This window comes from Sporosarcina thermotolerans (genome assembly GCF_042658975.1).
GTDB lineage: Bacteria > Bacillota > Bacilli > Bacillales_A > Planococcaceae > Sporosarcina > Sporosarcina thermotolerans.
This window is the reverse complement of the sequence record NZ_JBHSRM010000002.1, coordinates 157,980-169,431: the sequence shown is the minus strand read 5'-3', so window position 1 is coordinate 169,431 and position 11,452 is coordinate 157,980. Positions and strand designations below refer to the sequence as shown.

The following is an 11,452-nucleotide window of genomic DNA, read 5'->3' as shown; positions in this document are numbered from 1 at the left end:
AAATGAAGACAATTAAAGTCAATATCGTCACTCCCGACGGCCCTGTTAGTGAAACTGAAGCGGAAATGGTGATTGCCGCAACTGAGTTTGGTGAAATCGGGGTCCTTCCCGGCCATATCGCTATGGTTGCGCCACTTCAGATTGGTGCGCTTCGCCTGAAAAATGGCAACTCGACTGTAAATGTCGCCGTCCATGGCGGCTTCATCGAAGTTCGTCCCGATGTTGTCACGATTTTAGCTCAAAGTGCTGAGCTTGCTGCCAATATCGATATTGATCGTGCAAAACTGGCGGCAAAACGTGCAGAAGAAGCACTAAAAGAAAAAAAAGACGACCTCGATATGCAGTTGGCGGAGCTAAACCTAAGACGGGCCATCACTCGTATAAAAGTTTACGAAATGAGATAATAGCTTTAACAAATAGGTGGGCAGAGGAACTCATTCTTCTGCCGCCTTTTTATGGTTGGTGAATGAAAATTGGAAAATTTATGCAATAAATACTATTAAACACGCATAATCGCGTTGAGAAGCTCATAACTCGCTCTAAATACGCATAATCGCGTTGAGAAGCTCATAAACTCGCTCTAAATACGCATAAACGCGTAGAAAAGCTCATAACTCGCTCTAAATACGCATAAACCGCTACAAGCACGCAAAACCGCATATAAACACTCATAAAATCACTGCAAGCACACTTGAATTGTCACCTTCCCCCCATGCCTTAAGACCTTTTTATTACTCAAATGCATCTAACGCGAATATAAATGTCACTTCAATGCTTTAACCGCGCCCAAACGGACAATAATAACCAATAAGGAGTCACTTCACATGAATAGTGTATTTGCTCACAATCCAATGTTAGCGATTATCTCCCATATTTTTTTCATTGGATTAACTTTCTATGCGCTTCAATCAATCATGCCTGAAAAAATCATCAAAAAGAATCACGTTTTCCAAGCGCAATTACTTTTCATTTTATTGAGTTTTGCTATAGGTTCGACTGTATCAAATTTCTTTTTAGACATATCCTATTGGTCAGGGAGAATTCCTTCTTTATTTTACCGTTAACGGTTATTTAGCCAAAAATTAGGGTACATATTCTCTAATCACTACCTATCATGCTCTCGCCGCGTATATGCAAAGCCGTATATGGGGCGATGGCATGAATAAATGTTTAGCTTCCAGTAAAATGTGGGAATTGCAAAATTACAGAACGAAACGCTGATTTTATGCCAGCAAACATAGGGACACAAATCACCAAATGACTACATATTATAGACTATCTTGCGGATAGAGGGAAAATAGCTCTGTAGTTACTTGTTTAATAATGTAGAGCATTGTAGAATAGTATGTGTTTTTATGATTAATTCATGACGAAAAAAATAAGAAAAGATAAAAATATGGCGAATAGTATAAATTTGAGTCGGAGGGACTTTTTGTGGATAAAATAATTATTAGAGGTGGACGTGTTCTTCATGGAAACGTTCGTGTAGAGGGCGCAAAGAATGCAGTACTGCCAATACTTGCTGCAGCATTGCTTGCGTCGGATGGGCCAAATGTCATAAAAGATGTACCTAACCTTTCAGATGTTTCGACGATCAACGAAGTCGTGAAGAGCCTTAATGCAAAAGTTGAATATGATGCAGAAAAAGGTCAAGTGATAATTGATTCAACAAATCCGCTTTCAAGCGAAGCGCATTTCGAATATGTAAGGAAAATGCGTGCATCTATTTTGGTCATGGGGCCACTACTTGCACGCAACGGTTTCGCACGCGTTGCCCTACCGGGTGGATGCGCAATCGGATCCCGTCCAATCGATCAGCATCTTAAAGGATTCGAAGCAATGGGCGCGGAAATTACATTCGGCAATGGACATGTAGAAGCAAAAGCAGAGAACGGACTAAAAGGTGCTAAGATTTACCTCGACTTCCCAAGCGTTGGCGCCACTGAAAACATCATGACTGCCGCTGCATTGGCAAAAGGCACGACTGTTATCGAAAACGCGGCGAAAGAGCCGGAAATTGTCGATTTAGCGAACTTCATCAACGAAATGGGTGGCCGTGTCATCGGAGCTGGAACGGATGCCATCCGTATCGAGGGTGTTCAGAAACTACATGGAACTATCCATCATATTATTCCTGACCGCATCGAAACGGGAACATTCATGGTAGCAGCTGCTATCACAGGCGGCGATGTCACAATCGAAAACGCTGTTCCTGAGCATAATGCTGCATTAATCTCAAAGCTTGGAGAAATGGGCGTCAAGATCACTGAATTGGATGAAGGACTTCGCATTCAGGCGAAACACCCTTTAAAAGCAGTCGATCTTAAGACTATGCCACATCCAGGATTCCCGACAGATATGCAATCACAAATGATGGCACTCATGCTGACAGCAACGGGCACTGGAGTATTGACAGAAACAGTATTCGAAAACCGCTTCATGCACGTGGAAGAATTCCGTCGCATGAACGCAAACGTCAAAATCGAAGGACGTTCCGTCATCATCTCAGGACCATCCAATCTGCAAGGTGCAGAAGTCGCAGCAACCGACCTTCGTGCAGCAGCTGCTCTAATCTTGGCAGGACTCGTCGCAGAAGGCGTCACACGCGTAACAGAACTCATCCACTTGGACAGAGGCTACGTCGACTTCCATAAGAAATTAAAAGCACTTGGTGCCGACATCGAACGCGTATCCGAGGAAGAAAAGGTCGTAAAACAAAAAGAACTTGTATAAGCGAAAGTAGAGGAGGAAATTATTCCATCCTCTACTTTTTTTGTTGAATGAAACACACTTCCACTTCATACAATCAAACATGGACAAACTACTAGCTGCTTTATTAATCGTACTACTATTTTTTATTCCCATCCTCATGAAAAAAACAATCGAGACAGAACCAGAAGTCGTAGCAACAGAGGAACCGTGCACAATCTATATCACTGTGGAAGGGGTGGACAAGCCTTTGCCTCTTGAGGAATACGTCATCGGAGTCGTCGCCGGCGAAATGCCAATGACATTCCACGACGAAGCTTTAAGGGCACAAGCGATTGCTGCACGGACATATGTACTGCAGGCTACAGAGAATGGCAAGAAACCTATCGAGGCAACCGTCTCCGCACAAGTATACAAAACAGAGGAAGAACGGAAGGATCGCTGGGGCAAGGAAGCTAAGAAAAACGAGAAAAGACTGCGAGGAATAGTAGAGTCGACAGCGGGAGACACAATTGTCTACGGCGACGAAATGATCACCGCCATGTTTTTCTCCACCTCCAACGGGAAAACCGAGACAGCGCAAAACTACAGCGGCAGCTCAATCCCGTACTTACAAAGTGTTGAAAGTCCGGGAGAGGAAATCGTTGCTGCGGAAGTTGAAAGACGGATCGAAATGCCAATCGTTCAGTGGAATAAAAAACTCGGTTCCTCTTGGAATGCAGATCGCTTCAAAAACCTTCAACTCGTTCGCAATCATACAGGACGAGTCCAGAAAGCGGTGTCTGGGGAGTTCGAAATGAGTGGTAGGGAAATGCGCGAGGCACTTGGACTGGCCTCAACAGACTTCAACATTGCATACGACGTCACAAACAAAATCGTCATCATCGATACGATAGGATATGGCCATGGAGTCGGCATGAGTCAATACGGTGCGGAGGCCTTCGCAAGGGAAGGATGGACGGCAGAAAACATTATCACATACTATTATTCAGGCACAAAAATAAAAAAGTTTGAACTTCATGAATCTGAATGTTTAAAATCACCAACACTTGCAAACAATAGCAAGTGAGGTGATGATAATGCGAGAAGAAAAACCGAAATCCCCTTCTCAGAAGAATAAGAGTCAAAAGAATAGATGGTTCTGGCCTGCCATCTACGCGGGAATCGCGATCGTGTTCGTCGGCATGATTTGGGGCTACAATGCCATTCAAAAAAGTCCTAACGAAACAGCCGATGCAACTGATCCTGACAACCAACCAATCGTAGAAACAAACGCTGCAAATGAAGTACTCAAATACCCGTTCAGCGAAGAACTTTTCGACAACGTAGCCATTATACAAGACTACTATGATGTAGAGGCTAGCGAAGAAGATCGGGAAAATGCACTGTTAGTCTTCAACCAAGTGTACATTACTAACAAAGGCGTAACGATCTCTGTGGATGGCCAACCATTTGAAGTCGTAGCAGCCATGAGCGGAACTGTTGAAGAAGTCATTCTGGACCAATTCAAAGGCGGCGAAATCAAAATCGCCCACGCTAACGGAATGACAACAGTCTACAGCTCACTAACTGGCATCCTCGTTAAAAAAGGCGACGAAGTCATCCAAGGGCAATCCCTCGGAACCGCCACAGCCAACGAATGGAACGCCCAAGCCGGCACACACCTACTTTTCGAAGTACACAAAGACGGCATCCCAGTCAACCCGCGCTCATTCTTAGGATTCTAAGACCTATCCACCTCGTGAAATACGGGGTGGATTTTTTTATGTGTTTGCACAGACCGCGCCAAGGTCCATTCTTTCACGTTCAAGGTCCATTGTTCCGCGCCAAGGTCCATTCTTCCTCGTTCAAGGTCCATTGTTCCGCGCCAAGGTCCATTGTTCCGCGCCAAGGTCCATTCTTCCTCGTTCAAGGTCCATTGTTCCGCGCCAAGGTCCATTCTTTCACGTTCAAGGTCCATTGTTCCGCTCCAAGGTCCATTCTTCCTCGTCCAAGGTCCATTGTTCCGCGCCAAGGTCCATTGTTCCGCGCCAAGGTCCATTCTTCCTCGTTCAAGGTCCATTGTTCCGCGCCAAGGTCCATTCTTCCTCGTTCAAGGTCCATTGTTCCGCGCCAAGGTCCATTCTTCCTCGTTCAAGGTCCATTGTTCCGCGCCAAGGTCCATTCATTCGCGTTCAAGGTCCATTCTTCCACGTTCAAGGTCCATTCTCACATCGAAATTAAAAACCGTTTAATTGTCAAATGCATTCAGCGCGAACTTTGAATACATTGGCATTCAATCGTACCGCGAAAATTTTAAAATTCCTCTTACTTTCAATCGCGCCTAATGCAGTTTTGTTGGAGCATGAAACCTACCGCGGACGATAAAGAGTATAAATAAACAATCGTCGCGACAATTTAAGGTCTATATCCCCCTGAACTCATCTAAAGGATATTGAAAATTCAAGCTAATGTATTCCGTAATTTGACACGAAAGGATACAATATAGGCGAGGTGATGAAGTGCTATTTAAAACACGGAAAAAGACTTTGGAGATTGACGCTTTAATTGCATTGGAAAAAAGGTTAAGGAAAGGAGATGAAAATAGGACAAGAATTGAAGAAAGACTCTACAATTTAAACGCGGGGTTTGGGGGAGAAGTTCAATTCGACAAATACTTAAAGGAATTCAAGCCCCGATACCCACACGCCATCTTGCATGATGTCACACTTTGTGAAGATAATATTTATTTTCAAATGGACTCAATATTGATAACGCCCGCTTTTATAGTTATATCAGAAGTGAAGAATATCGCTGAAAAAATAATAATCAAATCAAAGCCGCTACAGTTCATCAAAGAATATTCCACTGGAAAAAGAGTGCCCTTACAAAATCCAATTGTAGAACTCGAACGGAAAATCTACCTATTGGATAGTTGGTTAAAAAGACAAAAGGTAGAGATTCCAATAAAGGGAATTGTTGCATTTGCTTATAACAATGAATTGTCCATCGAGGAAAATCCAAGTATGGACATCATGTTCACCAACGAAGTTGCCGCCCATCTTAGATCATTGCAGGTTAATAAAGAGCTATTATACAAATCGGAAATCCACTCATTAGCGAGAAAAATTGTGAAATACCATCAAGAATACAATCCATTTCCTCTTATAAAAAGATACAATATTCATCCAGCACATATAATACCTGGTGTCATATGCTCCAAGTGCGACCAATTGAAAATGAACTGGTTGCAAAAAAAGTGGCGATGTCCACATTGCGGGCACACAGGGAAAAATGATCATGAAGGTGCATTGAAAGACTGGTCGATGTTAGTCAAAAATAATATTACAAATAGAGAGTTTAGGTATTTCACTCAACTCGAAAACCGCAATACTGCTAAAAAATTGTTAGCACGATCGCCTATTGAACTAAGTGGAAACGGGCGAGCATCAAAGTATGAAATTGTGTTAGATCCCTTTATCCATACAGAAGTAAAATAGTATTCATTATATGAGGGCCCCTTTATCTACTACAATGTTCAAAGGTCTATTTATTCACGTTAGCGGCCCATTCTTTCTCACCTCAAGGCCCATTCTTTCTCACCTCAAGGTCCATTCTTTCTCTCCAGGGTCCATTCTTCCTCGCTCAAGGACCATTCTTTCGCGCCAGGGTCCATTCTTCTTCGCTCAAGGTCCATTCTTTCGCGCCAAGGCCCATTCTTCTTCGCTCAAGGTCCATTCCTTCACGCAAGGGTCCATTCTTTCTCACGGAAGGTCCATTCTTTCGCGCCAAGGTCCATTCTTCCACGTTCAAGGTCCATTCTTCCTCGCCGAAGGAAAACCGTTTAAGTGTCAAAGGCATTCAGCACAACTGATTGTTACTTAGGCATAAAATCTGTCCGCGGGAATATAAATGTTTCATTCTATCACCCTTCGCGCTAAGTGCAATTGACAAATTAAAAGTACTTCTATATTTCGCCTCTCTAACAACGTCCTGACATAATCCCATCACACCTCGCATAAGATAAAGGAAGAAACGGAGCTGACAGGGAAAGGAAGAGGGCGTGCACGAGCAAATTCGGAGGCGATGCGTGCGCCTCGGTAAAATGTTGCTGGACACTGGACTTACAGTACGGGCACTTGCGAAAGCGACGGGCTACTCGAAAAGCACGGTCCACAAGGATTTAACGGAACGACTGCCGAATGTGGATGTAGAGTTGTCTGAAGAAGTCGCAAAAGTACTTGCCTATCATAAGTCTGTCAGACATTTAAGAGGCGGTGAAGCAACACGGATGAAATGGATGAATGAAAATAAGAAGGCTCGCAACATGTAATGGAAATAGACGGGGAAGCAACCAGCCTAGGCAGTAGGGCGGACACCCTGTCTTTTCGCATGTGGACAACCCCTCACCCCGAAAAGAAGATTACCTCGAAATTACCCCGAGAAAGTTTAATAAATTTACCCCCACTCACTAACTTGGAATAAAAAAGCAATATACCAAAGCGTTAAGAAAATACCAACCTCCCGAAATAACTTGTAAAAAATACCCATTCTCCATAATTCCCTATGCTTTTTATTTCTGAATAAATATATGTGAAATAACTGTCAATTTTTGTGTTCAACAAAGCACCATTGTGATACAATATATAGTCAGTAGAGTAGGCTAATATACGTATGTGGGATGAATGAGCCGGAAGGGGAAACAGGATTGATGTTTGCTAAGGATATTGGAATTGACCTCGGAACTGCCAATGTGTTGATCCACGTAAAAGGAAAAGGGATTGTGCTTGACGAACCGGCTGTTGTTGCCATTGACAAGCAATCGAATAAGGTTTTGGCTGTCGGTGAGGAAGCCAGTAAAATGGTCGGTAGAACACCGGGGAACATAGTTGCGATCCGACCGATGAGAGATGGAGTAATCGCTGACTTTGACGTGACTGAGGCGATGCTACGCCATTTTATCAATAAGTTGAAAGTAAAAGGGTTTTTGTCGAAACCACGAATACTTATTTGCTGTCCGACGAACATCACAAGTGTCGAACAGAAAGCAATCCAGGACGCTGCAGAAAAATCCGGCGGGAAAAAAATCTATCTTGAAGAAGAGCCTAAAGTCGCAGCAATTGGCGCAGGTATGGACATTTTCCAACCAAGCGGGAATATGGTTATCGATATTGGCGGTGGAACGACGGACGTCGCAGTTCTGTCGATGGGGGATATCGTCACTTCCGAGTCGATAAAAGCTGCTGGCGACATGTTTGACAATGATATCATTCAAGCTATAAAAAGAAAGCATAAACTACATATCGGCGAACGTACAGCTGAAACGATTAAGAAAAGCATTGCAACCGTATTCCGTGGCAGCCGAAAAGAAGAGATGGACATTCGTGGACGAGACATGGTTTCGGGGCTACCGCGTACAATCACAATTAATTCCGAAGAAATTCGGGAAGCGTTGAATGAATCTATAGAAATGATCGTTCAATCGGCGAAAAACGTTTTGGAAAGAACACCTCCGGAACTTTCCGCCGACATTATCGACCGCGGCATTTTCCTTACTGGGGGCGGCGCGTTAATGCATGGGATTGACCAACTCCTCGCAGAAGAACTGAAGGTTCCGGTATTTGTATCGGACAACCCACTTAGCTGCGTTGCAGTCGGGACAGGCATTCTTCTTGATAACATCAGTAAATCAGGACGTTATTGATTTAGCATAACGCTTCTTCCTGTTAATTAAAAATAAAGTATAGATGAAAGGAGGCGGGCATCCATGTTCCGAGGATTTTACACAGCAGGCTCCGGTATGATTGCGCAACAGCGCAGGACGGAAATGTTAGCGAATAATATGGCGAACGCAAACACGCCGGGTTTTAAAGCCGAACAGTCAACGATTCGGTCATTCCCTGAAATGTTCATGTCCACTGTAAACGCTACGCGAATCCCAACGGAAAAAGGCCTTCGCTATAAAGGCTTAACTCCAGTCGGGCCGCTTTCAACAGGCGTTTACATGCAAGAGACATTGCCGCTATTCACACAAGGTTCGCTACGGGAAACCGGCATGACGACTGACGTTGCACTCATTGATGTCAATTTGCCAGTCAATACGGAAACCGGCGAGCGTGGAACTGTCTTTTTCAGGCTTGAGAATGAAAATGGAAATGAACTATACACGCGGAACGGTAATTTCACGATTGACGCGAACGGCAACTTGACGAATCCGATGGGGTACTATGTTCTTGACGCAAACGGACAACGCATTCAATTGCAAAATGATGAGTTCTCGATTTCTGACACTGGGGTCATCATGCAGGATGGGGCAACCGTTGCAACACTCGGTGTTTCATTCGCGGAGCAGCCCTCCTCGCTTTTGAAACAAGATAATGGCCTGTTTGCAAGTCAAACCGGCAACCTGCCGGGCGCACAAGGCGGCTATTCATACCAGCAGGGTTATTTGGAAGGCTCGAATGTTGACGCAGCGAAGACGATGACGGACATGCTTGCCGCGTTTAGGGCATTCGAGGCGAATCAAAAAATACTTCAGGCATACGACCGTAGCATGGAAAAAGCAGTGAATGAAATTGGCCGTGTCAATTAAGACACGATGTAAAAGGAGCGGGAACGAATGATACGATCGATGGCAACAGCAGTAAATACGATGAATCAATTACAGAGCCAAATCGACTTAATCGGAAACAACCTTGCAAATTCATCGACTCATGGATACAAGTCCGGTGCAGCCAATTTTCAGGAATTGCTTTACCAACAATTCAATAATGATAAGGCCGATACGGCAGAGCGCAAATCACCGGCAGGAATCCGCTATGGCGTCGGTGCAATGTTAGGATCCGTGCAAATGAATACTACTGTCGGCACATTGCAAACGACAGGACGGGAACTCGACTTTGCGTTGACGACACCGAAACAGTACTTCAATCTCATTAGACACACCGAAAATGGTGAGCAGACGGTTTACACGCGTCAAGGAAATTTCTATGTTTCACCTGTAGAGGGCGGCAACCTCATGCTTGTCAATGGGGACGGCTACGCGATTGCGAATAGTGCTGGCGAGCCGATTGTTTTCGCAGACAATGTAAAAAATTACACGTTGCTTCCGGAAGGTGTCCTTCAGGTAACGGATAAGGATGAGACAATCCGTCAATATCAAATGGGCATCACTAAGTTTGAACGTCCCAACTTGATGAATCGCTTGTCCGCGACATTATTCTCACTTCCTGATAATATGGATGAATTAGGCGTGAATCCTGAGGACGTACTAACGGAGATGATCGGCGCGAATCGAAGTCAGATCGGAGTGGAGAATGGACAGCTTGAAGCATCCAATGTGAATCTCCAAAAAGAGATGACGGACCTCATTAGTGTACAACGTTCTTATCAATTCAACGCACGGACAGTCACGCTTGCCGATCAAATGTTAGGTTTGATCAATAACATTCGATAAGCGTTAGGGAGAATTCGATATGATTGAAGATAAGCAAAAGAATCCCAGTTGGGACCATACAACAGACAATACGGAACAGCAAACCGTCGTCTCCCGCTCAGAGCGCAACCAGCAAAGGAAGCGGAAACCTGAAAAAGAGGAACCGAGTGCAAAGGGTCGGATTTGGGTACAAGTCCGAATCATACCGATTTGGCTTAGGATCATACTCGTCCTATTGTTATTGGGGGGAGCTGTGGCCCTTGGTACGACAATAGGCTACGGATACATCGGCGACGGCAATCCGGAAGATGCGCTTAAAAAAGAAACATGGATTCACATCATTGATATCATAAAAGGGAAAGAGTCGTAAAGGCTCTTTCGTTTTCATTTCATTATAAAAGTATACATACTTATGGAGGTGGAAGGTTATGCTAACAGCAGAGCAGATTCAAAAAATAATTCCACATCGCTATCCATTCCTTCTTGTCGATAGGATTACTGAGATTGACGAAGGGAAACGAGCAGTGGGCTTGAAAAACGTTACGATAAATGAAGATTATTTTAATGGCCATTTTCCAGGATATCCAGTCATGCCAGGAGTTCTAATTGTCGAAGCACTAGCGCAAGTAGGTGCAGTGGCGATGTTGCAAAAAGAGGAAAATCGGGGTAGACTTGCGTTCTTTGCGGGTATAGATAATTGCCGCTTCAAACGACAAGTCGTTCCAGGTGACACATTGAAACTTGAGGTAGAAATCACAAGAATGCGCGGGACAATTGGAAAAGGGAAAGCAGTTGCAACCGTAGATGGCGAAATCGCCTGCGAAACGGAAATCACATTTGCCCTTGGGCCAGCTGCAAGCGAATCGAATTAAGAATGTGCAAAAGCGCATAATTCATGCACGATATATTGTAGGAGGTACCAAAAGTCATGAAAGATCTTTCTCCAAATATAAAAAGCAGCATCACGCGTTCCATCACTCAAACTTTTGAGCAATATATGACAAGCATCAACTGGGATGAAGACGAATACGACATCGAGGAATTCATCAAAACATGGCGGGAATACATCACCACAAAAGCACTGTGGTACTCAAAAATTCCAGATAAAATGAAAAACGATCCCGCTTTCCACGAAGACCTCGCCCAGCGAATCAACGAAGTCATTCACCGCATTCTGAGCGAACCGCCATCTGAAGAACAAGTTGCAAACATCCAGATGCTGCAGGAAAAGCTCGACAGCTACATGAACTTTCACTGCAAAGCAGAAGCGGCCTACGTTGAAACATTGCTTAAAGAACGAATGGAAAAACAATAAAAAAGTATGGATAG

At 44.1% G+C, this 11,452-nt stretch carries 15 protein-coding genes; 13 read left to right on the top strand and 2 right to left on the bottom strand.

Annotated features, from left to right (window positions below; genetic code table 11):
• Positions 1-2: 2 nt before the first annotated feature.
• The 5 genes from ACFPZG_RS01795 to ACFPZG_RS01775 all read left to right on the top strand — a co-directional run bounded on the left by ACFPZG_RS01795 (position 3) and on the right by ACFPZG_RS01775 (position 4,436).
• A complete protein-coding gene (locus ACFPZG_RS01795; RefSeq protein ID WP_283733056.1) occupies positions 3-404 on the top strand; it encodes a F0F1 ATP synthase subunit epsilon in 402 nt (133 codons plus the stop codon).
• A 420-nt stretch (positions 405-824) separates the two neighbouring features.
• Positions 825-1,064, top strand: a complete 240-nt coding sequence (locus ACFPZG_RS01790) for a DUF1146 family protein (RefSeq protein WP_283733055.1) — start codon at positions 825-827, stop codon at positions 1,062-1,064.
• A gap of 370 nt (positions 1,065-1,434) precedes the next feature.
• Positions 1,435-2,733: a UDP-N-acetylglucosamine 1-carboxyvinyltransferase gene (murA, locus tag ACFPZG_RS01785; protein ID WP_317940387.1), complete on the top strand. Its 1,299-nt coding sequence runs from the start codon at positions 1,435-1,437 to the stop codon at positions 2,731-2,733.
• Positions 2,734-2,812: 79 nt separating this feature from the next.
• A complete protein-coding gene (spoIID, locus tag ACFPZG_RS01780) occupies positions 2,813-3,778 on the top strand; it encodes a stage II sporulation protein D (protein ID WP_283733054.1) in 966 nt (321 codons plus the stop codon).
• Between the two features lie 10 nt (positions 3,779-3,788).
• Complete coding sequence (locus ACFPZG_RS01775) at positions 3,789-4,436, top strand: M23 family metallopeptidase (protein WP_283733053.1); 648 nt, start codon at positions 3,789-3,791, stop codon at positions 4,434-4,436.
• Here the strand turns inward: ACFPZG_RS01775 and ACFPZG_RS01770 are convergent.
• Positions 4,433-4,771: a hypothetical protein gene (locus ACFPZG_RS01770; RefSeq protein WP_283733052.1), complete on the bottom strand. Its 339-nt coding sequence runs from the start codon at positions 4,769-4,771 to the stop codon at positions 4,433-4,435. The genes ACFPZG_RS01775 and ACFPZG_RS01770 overlap by 4 nt on opposite strands.
• A gap of 439 nt (positions 4,772-5,210) precedes the next feature.
• On the opposite strand from ACFPZG_RS01770, the gene ACFPZG_RS01765 reads away from it, so the two are divergent.
• Positions 5,211-6,188: a nuclease-related domain-containing protein gene (locus ACFPZG_RS01765; RefSeq protein ID WP_317940386.1), complete on the top strand. Its 978-nt coding sequence runs from the start codon at positions 5,211-5,213 to the stop codon at positions 6,186-6,188.
• Between the two features lie 145 nt (positions 6,189-6,333).
• Here ACFPZG_RS01765 and ACFPZG_RS01760 read toward each other — a convergent pair whose 3' ends face one another.
• Complete coding sequence (locus ACFPZG_RS01760) at positions 6,334-6,501, bottom strand: hypothetical protein (RefSeq protein ID WP_283733050.1); 168 nt, start codon at positions 6,499-6,501, stop codon at positions 6,334-6,336.
• 250 nt (positions 6,502-6,751) lie between these two features.
• Here ACFPZG_RS01760 and ACFPZG_RS01755 point away from each other — a divergent pair, with 250 nt between their 5' ends.
• The 7 genes from ACFPZG_RS01755 (at position 6,752) to ACFPZG_RS01725 (ending at position 11,438) form a co-directional block, all read left to right on the top strand.
• Positions 6,752-7,021 carry a sporulation transcriptional regulator SpoIIID gene (locus tag ACFPZG_RS01755; RefSeq protein ID WP_283733049.1) on the top strand — a complete coding sequence of 90 codons (270 nt, stop codon included), beginning with the start codon at positions 6,752-6,754 and terminating at the stop codon, positions 7,019-7,021.
• Positions 7,022-7,399: 378 nt separating this feature from the next.
• A complete protein-coding gene (gene mreB, locus ACFPZG_RS01750; protein ID WP_283734711.1) occupies positions 7,400-8,392 on the top strand; it encodes a rod shape-determining protein in 993 nt (330 codons plus the stop codon).
• 63 nt (positions 8,393-8,455) lie between these two features.
• Positions 8,456-9,280: a flagellar hook-basal body protein gene (locus ACFPZG_RS01745; RefSeq protein ID WP_283733048.1), complete on the top strand. Its 825-nt coding sequence runs from the start codon at positions 8,456-8,458 to the stop codon at positions 9,278-9,280.
• 27 nt (positions 9,281-9,307) lie between these two features.
• Complete coding sequence (locus ACFPZG_RS01740) at positions 9,308-10,144, top strand: flagellar hook-basal body protein (protein WP_283733047.1); 837 nt, start codon at positions 9,308-9,310, stop codon at positions 10,142-10,144.
• A 19-nt stretch (positions 10,145-10,163) separates the two neighbouring features.
• Positions 10,164-10,493 carry a DNA-directed RNA polymerase subunit beta gene (locus ACFPZG_RS01735; protein WP_283733046.1) on the top strand — a complete coding sequence of 110 codons (330 nt, stop codon included), beginning with the start codon at positions 10,164-10,166 and terminating at the stop codon, positions 10,491-10,493.
• Between the two features lie 58 nt (positions 10,494-10,551).
• A complete protein-coding gene (gene fabZ / locus ACFPZG_RS01730; RefSeq protein WP_283733045.1) occupies positions 10,552-10,995 on the top strand; it encodes a 3-hydroxyacyl-ACP dehydratase FabZ in 444 nt (147 codons plus the stop codon).
• A 56-nt stretch (positions 10,996-11,051) separates the two neighbouring features.
• Positions 11,052-11,438, top strand: coding sequence for a hypothetical protein (locus tag ACFPZG_RS01725; RefSeq protein WP_283733044.1), 387 nt, complete (start codon positions 11,052-11,054; stop codon positions 11,436-11,438).
• Positions 11,439-11,452 lie beyond the last annotated feature (14 nt).

Coding starts and splice junctions, on each gene's coding strand:
- ACFPZG_RS01795 (WP_283733056.1), top strand. CDS start 3: ATGAAGACAATTAAAGTCAATATCGTCACTCCCGACGGCCCTGTTAGT.
- ACFPZG_RS01740 (WP_283733047.1), top strand. CDS start 9,308: ATGATACGATCGATGGCAACAGCAGTAAATACGATGAATCAATTACAG.
- ACFPZG_RS01775 (WP_283733053.1), top strand. CDS start 3,789: ATGCGAGAAGAAAAACCGAAATCCCCTTCTCAGAAGAATAAGAGTCAA.
- fabZ (WP_283733045.1), top strand. CDS start 10,552: ATGCTAACAGCAGAGCAGATTCAAAAAATAATTCCACATCGCTATCCA.
- mreB (WP_283734711.1), top strand. CDS start 7,400: ATGTTTGCTAAGGATATTGGAATTGACCTCGGAACTGCCAATGTGTTG.
- ACFPZG_RS01770 (WP_283733052.1), bottom strand. CDS start 4,771: ATGGACCTTGAACGAGGAAGAATGGACCTTGGCGCGGAACAATGGACC.
- ACFPZG_RS01725 (WP_283733044.1), top strand. CDS start 11,052: ATGAAAGATCTTTCTCCAAATATAAAAAGCAGCATCACGCGTTCCATC.
- ACFPZG_RS01745 (WP_283733048.1), top strand. CDS start 8,456: ATGTTCCGAGGATTTTACACAGCAGGCTCCGGTATGATTGCGCAACAG.
- ACFPZG_RS01790 (WP_283733055.1), top strand. CDS start 825: ATGAATAGTGTATTTGCTCACAATCCAATGTTAGCGATTATCTCCCAT.
- spoIID (WP_283733054.1), top strand. CDS start 2,813: ATGGACAAACTACTAGCTGCTTTATTAATCGTACTACTATTTTTTATT.
- ACFPZG_RS01735 (WP_283733046.1), top strand. CDS start 10,164: ATGATTGAAGATAAGCAAAAGAATCCCAGTTGGGACCATACAACAGAC.